Consider the following 8183-nt stretch of genomic DNA (forward strand, 5'->3'; position numbering starts at 1 on the left):
TTCGGCAATGCCGGTGACGCGGCTTGACAGCAGGAATTCACCCCCCACCCCCCAGGTGGCCCGCAGTTCTCCGCTGGCCTTGTCCTTCAGCCATCCCAGGTTGGAGTGGATCACCACCCGGTCATTGGCCAGGGACAGGGACGCGGGAAGGTACAGGAAGGTATTGCCCAGTAGATTGGGCCCCGGATTGATGTCTGGATGGCGCACCGTGCCGGCAGCCAGGCCCCAGCCCCAGGAATTGGTTTCAAGCGGCCGGAAGAGGGTCTTGAACTGGAACACGTAGTCCCGGGTGGCATTCTCCCCGGACTGCCAGGCACGCCCGCCGCCGAGGGTGACCTCAAAGTTGCCGAAGGGGTTGCAGGCGGGCAGGGCCCATACTTCACGGCTGTCCGTGTAGGTACGCATCCAGCTTTCCAGCTGGCAGCTGCCACTGGCGGTCAGGCGGGCATCATCGGTGACGAAGGGGCGCGCTGCCAGGGCCGGCATCGCGACGGCCTGGAGCAGGGCTGCAAGGAACAGGAGTCTCATTGAAAACAGTGTAAGAAAGATCTGTTGTCACTTGATGACAGTCTCGTCCAGCAGCTGGCGGGTCACCAGCCGGAGGTAAGCAGCAAACAGGATGGCTGCCGCAATGGTGCTGAGAACGGAAGCCTGCCAGAAGCCAGCCACCCCCTGGGGTGGCAGCCAGTCGCCGAGCCCCTGGTAGGCTAGGCCATATCCACCTCCCAGACCGATCCCCCAGAAGCACAGGGTGTGGACCAGCATGGGGCCCAGTGTGACCTTGTAGCCCCGGAGGGCATGGGCGGAGACGGTCTGGATCGCGTCGAAGAACTGGTACAGACACAGGTACAGCATCAGTGACACCCCGAGACCGCCGACTTCTGGATCAACGGTGTAGGCAGCCATGAGGGGTTCCCGGACAAACCACACGATCAGGCTTACCAGCGTGGTGAGGGTGGTGGCCACCACCAGACCGACCCGGGCCGCCCGACGGGCACCTGCGCCATCCCGGGCACCCACGGACTGCCCTACCAGGACCAGAGTTGCAATGGCCAGGGCCAGGGGCAGCATGTATATCAGGGCGGACAGATTGCCGACGATCCGATGGCTGGCGACGACGGAAGCCCCCAGCCTGGCCACCAGCAGGGCGATCAGGGTGAAGGCGGTGATTTCGACGAAGCTGGAAAAGCCCATCGGGAGCCCCAGGCGGAGGATTTCCACGAGAGGCTTGAGGCGGGGTCTGACCCAGTGGCTCAACAACTGATATGGCGCATAGACCGGTGCGCGGGCCAGATGGAGTGCGCCGCACAGCAAGGCGATCCACACAATCGTGACGGTGGAGACCGCACACCCCACTCCCCCCAGGGCAGGTATGCCGGGCAGGTGCCCGTTGACCAGGGCCCAGGAGAGGGGAATATGGACGGCCGTGGTCCCCAGGCTGATCACCATCAGCACCCGGGTGTGCCCGAGGGCGTTGGTGAAAGCGTAGAAGGTCCGGTACAGGAGGACCGCGGGCATTCCCCATGAAATTACATACAGGTAGCGACGGGTGCCGTTCTCGACCTCAGGGCTCACCTCCGACAGGCGCAGCAGCCAGTCCGGATGCTGGAGAAAGGCCATGGCTGGAATGGCCAGCCCCAGGGCCAGCCAGAAGCCTTGCTGGACTGAAGGGCCGATTTCATGCCGCCGACCGGAACCCACATGGTGGGCAACGATCGGCGCAACGGCTTGCAGGATGCCGACCATCAGCATCACCACGGAAATGTAGATGCCACTCCCGACTGCGACGGCGGCGAGGTCGGCTGTTCCGTAACGGCCGGCAATCAGTGTGTCACTGACCATCTGGGCCATGGACGACAACTGGGCAATCAGGACGGGCCAGGCAAGGCTGAGGATGCGCAGGGCCAGGAGGGCTGCGTCCTTGGGGAGAGGAGCGACGGTCATGGGGAGCGTAGTGTAGCGCGGGGATCAGGCTGAATGGCCGTGCAGACACCCGCTACCGGGACATCCTCCGATCCGTAACACTGCCTCCGGGATGCATGGGGGATGGGTCAGGATGCTCCTGGCGTCTCAAAGGGCATCATTACGGATCAGTCCTACGGCGAGACCTTCGATTTCCAGTTCCTCCTGGCGGGTATCCACCACAATCGGTGCGAAGTCCGGGTTGGCTGGCTGCAGTTCAACGATGGCCCCTTTGCGCTCCAGACGCTTGACGGTGACTTCGTTGTCGACCCTGGCCACGACGATTTGTCCGTTACGGGCTTCACGGGTGCGGTGTACCGCCAGCAGATCGCCATCGAGGATGCCTGCATCGCGCATGCTCATGCCACGGACCTGGAGAAGGTAGTCGGCACGGGGTGAGAAGAGCCCGGGATCCACCTGGTAGCGTCCCTGGATGTGTTCTGCAGCCAGGATGGGGCTGCCGGCGGCCACCCGCCCGATCAGGGGCAGGCCAAGGGCTTCCATCAGGCGGATACCCCGGGCGCGGCCTTCCTCGAGGGTGATGACGCCCTTGGCGGCAAGGGCCCGGAGGTGGGTTTCCGCAGCATTGGGCGAGCGGAAGCCGAAGGCGGTACAGATTTCGGCCCGGGTTGGGGGGCGGCCTTCCTGCTCGACGGTGTCACGGATGAGCCGGAGAATTTCCTGCTGACGGGGGGTGAGCTGTTCGGACATGGCGACTCCTGAATCGATTGTGTAATTTTATACAGGTTTCCATCGATCGCAAGTTGTCGGATCCTATCGAAACGGCAGGGTCGGCGTGAAACAGGCGTCGTTCCGGTAACAAAGGTCTTGAGTGCCCGTCCCGGATGGACTATCCCTTCAAGGACATGTCCGGCCGCCGTCGATCAACTGCACCACGCAACAGCAGATTCAGGAAAAGAAGAGCAGAGACACAGCCAGAGAACCGCAAGTCGAACAACTCAATCCAGCACGGGGTCCTTCTGGCCCCCCAACGTCCGCGGAGGAGATCTTCATGCATGTCAGTTCCCAACACGCTTCGGGTAGAGTTCTCAAAGCGGCTCGGTTAGAATCCCCGACGACGCCAGCGCTTCCCTGTGAAGGTCAGCCGGCCCCGCTCTTTACCCTGCCCGATGCCGATATGGAAATGTTTGATCTGGCCGCGGTGCTGGGTGCCAACCACCATGTGGTCCTCTACTTCTATCCTCGCGACAACACCCCCAGCTGCACCCGTCAGGCCATTGATTTCAGTGACCATGATGTGGATTTCGAGAAGGAGAAGTGCGTCGTCGTGGGGATCAGTCCGGACGACTGCCTGACCCATGCCGATTTTCGGGATGAGCACGGACTGTCCGTGGAGTTGCTCTCGGATGAAGAGGGTGAAGTCTGCAAGCTTTATGGAGTGTGGCTGGCTGCTCCGGTGGATGGCGTGGTAAAACGCAGCGTCCGCCGTTCCACATTCATCATTTCCAGTGACGGTGTGGTGCGTCACATCCTTCACGACGTCAATCCCCGTGGCCATGCGGCCGAAGTATTTCAGCTGATCAAGCAACTCAACTCAAGGAATTCAAATGGAAATCGCCAAGAACACGGTCGTCACACTTGACTACACGGTCACCGACCCGGATGGGAAGATGATCGATGACGGCCAGCACCCGCTGGTGTATCTGCATGGCGGTTACGACGGCATCTTCACCGTCATCGAGGAAGCCCTGCACGGCAAGAAGACGGGTGACACCCTGAAGGTCAAGCTCCTTCCCGAAGACGCTTTTGGCGAATACGATGCCGAGCTGGTCCTGATGGAGGATGCCTCCCTCTTCCCGGACAACATCGAAGTGGGCATGTCCTTCGAGCGGGTTGGCGAAGATGGTGAGGAAGACACCATTTATCACGTCACCGAAATCGCCGATGGCAAGGTGGTGGTGGACGGAAACCACCCCCTCGCTGGCACGGCGCTGATCTTCGACATCACCGTCAAGAGCGTGCGTGCGGCCAGCGCCGAGGAAGTTGGCCATGGTCACGTGCACGGCGAAGGCGGCCATCACCACTGATCCTGGTTTGTCGGCAGCCTGGCTGCCGGAGTCCGGATCGCACGCGGACCGCAATGCGGTCCGTTTTTTTGAGATGAACGGCATGGACAAGGGCGCAACCCTGTTGCGGGTGGAGCAATTGCACATCGAACTGGGTGTCCGGGGCAAACCCCTGCGGCCGGTGGAGGGTGTCAGCTTTGAAGTGTCTGCCGGCCAGACCCTGGCCCTGGTGGGCGAATCCGGCTGCGGCAAGTCGATGACAGCCCTGGCATGCATGCGTCTGCTGCCGGCCGGTGGGCGGATCGCTCAAGGAACCGTGCAACTGGGAGAGGCTGCCCTGCAGGCGCTGCCCGAAGCCCGGATGCGGGACATCCGTGGCAAACGTCTGGCCATGATCTTCCAGGAGCCGGCCACGAGCCTGAATCCGGTGATGACCGTGGGGGACCAGATCAAGGAAGTGCTGGTCCGCCATCGCCACATGACAGGCGAGCCGGCCTGGCAGGAGGCCGCGCGTCTGCTTGCAGCCGTTGGTATTCCGGACCCGGACCGCCGCCTGTCCGAGTATCCCTTCCAGCTCTCCGGTGGGATGAAGCAACGGGTGATGATTGCGATTGCCCTGGCCGGTGACCCTGAGGTCCTGATTGCCGATGAGCCCACGACCGCTCTGGATGTCACCATTCAGGCCCAGGTTCTGGATCTGCTGGCAGATCTGCAGGCCCGGCGCGGGATGGGCATGCTGCTGATCACCCACGATCTGGGGGTAGTGGCCCGGATGGCCCATCGGGTGGGGGTGATGTACGCCGGCGAACTGGTGGAGACCGGACCGCGGGAAGCTTTTTTCGGTCAGCCTCTGCATCCTTATGCCCGCAAGCTGTTTGCAGCCCTGCCTACCCGCCGGCAACGAGGACAGGCCCTTGAAACCATTCCGGGCCAGGTCCCCCGGCTGGGCGAGATGCCTGCCGGCTGCCGGTTTGCCGAGCGCTGTCCCCAGGTCCGGGCTCGCTGTCGTCTGGAGACACCGGGAATGCATGTGCTGGGCCAGCAGCAGGTGCGCTGCCACCTCTACGACCCGCTGTCGCCCCTGGCATGGCAGACCGAAAGCACCGGCGTCGCGCTGCACCCTGCACCGGGTGGGTGTCACGGGCATGCACTGGTGGTGGATGATCTGAAAGTGTATTTCCCCGTCCGGAAAGGGTTGTTCCGTCGTGTAGTGGGCCAGGTGAAGGCAGTGGATGGCGTGTCTCTACAGGTGCCGGCGGGCCAGACTCTGGCCTTGGTCGGAGAGTCCGGTTGCGGCAAGACGACTGCAGGCAAGGCCCTGTTGAAGCTGGTGCCTGCCAGTGGTGGAGCTGCCCGTTATGGCGGGTTTGACCTGTTGTCCATGAGCCCCCGCCAGTGGCGCCCCCTGCGCCGTGAGTTGCAGATCATCTTCCAGGATCCGTTCAGCTCCCTGAACCCCCGGATGCGGGTAGGGGAGATCCTTGAGGAGGGCATGCTGACGCTGGATATCGAGTCCGATCCTGTCGCCCGTGCAGCCCGGATCGATGCGCTGCTGGAGCGGGTGGGCCTGGACCCTTCGATGCGCCACCGGTTTCCCCACGAATTTTCCGGCGGGCAGCGCCAGCGGGTTGCCATTGCCCGGGCCTTGGCGGTCTCTCCACGGCTGATTGTCTGTGACGAACCCACCAGCGCCCTGGATGTGTCGGTACAGGCCCAGATCCTCAATTTGCTCCGTGATCTGCAGACCGAATTCGGTCTGTCCTACCTGTTCATCACCCACAATCTGGCCGTGGTGGATTACCTGGCTCACCAGGTCGCGGTCATGTATCTGGGGCGTATCGTGGAGCAGGGAAGCGTGGAGGAGGTTCTGCGGGATCCCCGCCACCCTTACACCCGCATGCTGCTGGCTGCGGTGCCGGCCGTGGATGGACAGCCCAGTGCAGGGCCGCCCTCCGGCGATGCCACCCGGGGCGACATGCCGTCTCCCCTCAATCCGCCTTCGGGATGTCATTTCCACCCCCGCTGCAGCGAGGCTCTGGAGCGCTGCCGGGTGGCGTATCCGGCCGAACGGCGACTCTCTTCAGGGCGGGTCGTGTGTTGTCATCTGTACTCCGCCTGAAGCCCATGCTGAACAGGGCCCCTTTCCGCAGGGGCCGGACAGCTGTCAGCGTTTTTTCCGCGAGTCCGCCGCGGGTTTGCCCGCAGGGGAGGCGGCCGTCTTCCCCTTGATGGCGTTCCTGGGGGAGGGGGCGTCGGCCTGACTTCGTCCCTTGCTGCGCTCCGGTGCCTGAGTGTTCCTGACCGCCACCTTGCGTTCGACCACCACTGCTTTCCCGTTCCGTCCCTTCATCACCGTGCGCTGAATGATCATCGGCGGGGGTTCCACCGCCCCTGCCTGGGGTTTGGTGGGAAGCAGTCGGGACAAGGTGATCCGGTCACCCTCTTGTTCGGAGGGCACAATCAGGGTGTAACCACTGCCGATGCGGGCCCGGGGCGACAGGCCATTGACCTGGCGCAGGCGAGTGGCCGAGATGCCCAGCCGGTCGGCTACGCCTTCCAGGGCTTCCCCTTCCTGCAACTCGTAGGTTTTCCAACTGGCACTGTCGGGGTCGTGCCGTTCCAGGTTGATCAGGAACGCTTCCACCTTGTCAGCCGGGATGATCAGGGACTGGCTGCCATTGACCGGCAGAATCGGGCGCTTGTAGCCCGGGTTGAGAGCCAGGATCTCCTCCACTGGGGTTTCAGCAAGCCGGGCCGCAGTGGCCAGGTCCAGGGCGATCCGGCTCTCGACCGTAGTGAAGTAGGGCCGGTTGGGAATGTAGGGCAGATTGAGGCCGAACAGTTCCGGCTGGGCCACGATATTCTTGAGGGCCTGCAGCTTGGGCACGTAGTAGCGGGTTTCCCCGGGCATGTTGAGGTGCTGGTATTCCGTGGGCAGGCCGGCTGCCCGATTCCTGGCAACCGCCCGGCCGACAGCGCCTTCCCCCCAGTTGTAGGAGGCCAGGGCCAGGTGCCAGTCGCCATGCATCTCGTAAATGGTCTGCAGGTAGTCCAGGGCGGCATTGGTCGAGGCAATCACATCCCGGCGCTCGTCCACCCACCAGTTCTGCTCAAGCTTGTAGCTCTTGCCCGTGGAGGGAATGAACTGCCACAGTCCGGATGCCTGGGCGGAGGAAAGTGCCATGGGGTTGAAGGCGCTTTCCACCATCGGCAGCAGAGCCAGTTCGGTGGGCATGCCCCGCCGTTCGAGTTCCTCGACGATGTAATGGAGATAGCGCTGCCCCCGGGCGAAGATCTGGCGCAGGGAGCCTGGCCGGTTGATGTAGTAGATCTGCCGGTCGGTCACCAGGTCGGTGTTGAGGTCCGGCATGGAAAAGCCCCGCCGGATGCGTTCCCACAGATCGTCGGGGGCGACGGTGAGATCAATGGTGGGAACCCGGACCGAGTGATCGCGGATCTCGAAGATCGGGTGGGAATGCAACCCGGCAGATTCGGCGCCCGGCATGATTTCATCCTGGCGCCGCAGGGGTTCCGGCTCGAACTGGGAAAAGGCCGGTCCCGTCGCCAGAAGGGACAGAAACAGCGCGATAACTCTCGGAAACATCAGGGGATTTGTCGCGCAGGAGGCAAAGGGAGGATTCTAGCCGTCCGTCCTGCACAGGGTCAAACCGAGTGGGCTGGAAATGCCCTCGGGGATGCAACAAGATTTTGCGGTTGGCTGCAGCTGAAGATCAGGTATTGACGCGGCTATTGCCTCAACCCCGTCCATTTGGGGCACAATCACCTGCCCCGACGCATCTCTTTTCAACCCGCACTCCCAAGACCGAGAGCCCTGCCTGTGAAAGCCCTGTTGATCGAAGACACCCTGACGAGCGCCACCCTGGTGTCTCATCAGCTTCGCAACATCGGTATCGAGCCTCTGGTGGCCCGGGACGGGGAAAAGGGCATTGAGCTCTTCAGGCAGCACAAACCCGATGTGGTCCTGCTGGACATCATCATGCCGGGCATGGATGGTTTTGAGGTGGCCCGGCGCCTTCGCCAGCTTGAGGAAAACGGGGACTGGACTCCAATCATCTTCCTGACGGCGCGCACCAGCGATGAAGATCTGGAAAAAGGCATCGCGGTGGGCGGTGACGATTACCTGATCAAGCCTGTATCCGAAACCGTGCTGGCAGCCAAGCTCAAGGCCATGCC

General features: G+C 62.8%; 7 protein-coding genes and 1 pseudogene. 4 read left to right on the forward strand and 4 right to left on the reverse strand.

Going from position 1 to position 8183, the window contains the following annotated elements:
* The 3 genes from PHD22_RS15445 to lexA form a co-directional block, all read right to left on the reverse strand.
* The coding region (locus tag PHD22_RS15445; RefSeq protein WP_299868845.1) for a hypothetical protein at positions 1-528 on the reverse strand (528 nt) is incomplete at its 3' end.
* A 27-nt stretch (positions 529-555) separates the two neighbouring features.
* Positions 556-1944: an MATE family efflux transporter gene (locus tag PHD22_RS15450; RefSeq protein ID WP_299868848.1), complete on the reverse strand. Its 1389-nt coding sequence runs from the start codon at positions 1942-1944 to the stop codon at positions 556-558.
* A gap of 126 nt (positions 1945-2070) precedes the next feature.
* Positions 2071-2673: a transcriptional repressor LexA gene (lexA, locus tag PHD22_RS15455; RefSeq protein ID WP_299868851.1), complete on the reverse strand. Its 603-nt coding sequence runs from the start codon at positions 2671-2673 to the stop codon at positions 2071-2073.
* A gap of 397 nt (positions 2674-3070) precedes the next feature.
* On the opposite strand from lexA, the pseudogene PHD22_RS15460 reads away from it, so the two are divergent.
* The 3 genes and pseudogenes from PHD22_RS15460 to PHD22_RS15470 form a co-directional block, all read left to right on the forward strand.
* A pseudogene (locus PHD22_RS15460) lies at positions 3071-3565 on the forward strand (peroxiredoxin); the annotation flags it as partial.
* Complete coding sequence (locus PHD22_RS15465; RefSeq protein ID WP_299868854.1) at positions 3531-4010, forward strand: peptidylprolyl isomerase; 480 nt, start codon at positions 3531-3533, stop codon at positions 4008-4010. The pseudogene PHD22_RS15460 and the gene PHD22_RS15465, both read left to right, overlap by 35 nt.
* The gene (locus tag PHD22_RS15470) at positions 3973-6108 is read left to right on the forward strand and encodes an ABC transporter ATP-binding protein (protein ID WP_299868857.1); all 2136 of its coding nucleotides are present in this window, start codon (positions 3973-3975) and stop codon (positions 6106-6108) included. Before PHD22_RS15465 ends, PHD22_RS15470 begins: the two co-directional genes overlap by 38 nt.
* 45 nt (positions 6109-6153) lie before the next feature.
* Here PHD22_RS15470 and PHD22_RS15475 read toward each other — a convergent pair whose 3' ends face one another.
* Positions 6154-7593 (reverse strand): transglycosylase SLT domain-containing protein, encoded by a 1440-nt coding sequence (locus PHD22_RS15475; RefSeq protein ID WP_299868859.1) that lies wholly within the window; start codon positions 7591-7593, stop codon positions 6154-6156.
* Between the two features lie 234 nt (positions 7594-7827).
* Between PHD22_RS15475 and PHD22_RS15480 the strand changes: the two genes are divergently transcribed.
* Positions 7828-8183, forward strand: a 356-nt coding sequence (locus tag PHD22_RS15480) for a response regulator (protein ID WP_299868862.1), incomplete at its 3' end; no start/stop codon positions are given.

This window comes from Zoogloea sp. (genome assembly GCF_028693495.1).
Taxonomy (GTDB): Bacteria; Pseudomonadota; Gammaproteobacteria; order Burkholderiales; family Rhodocyclaceae; genus Zoogloea.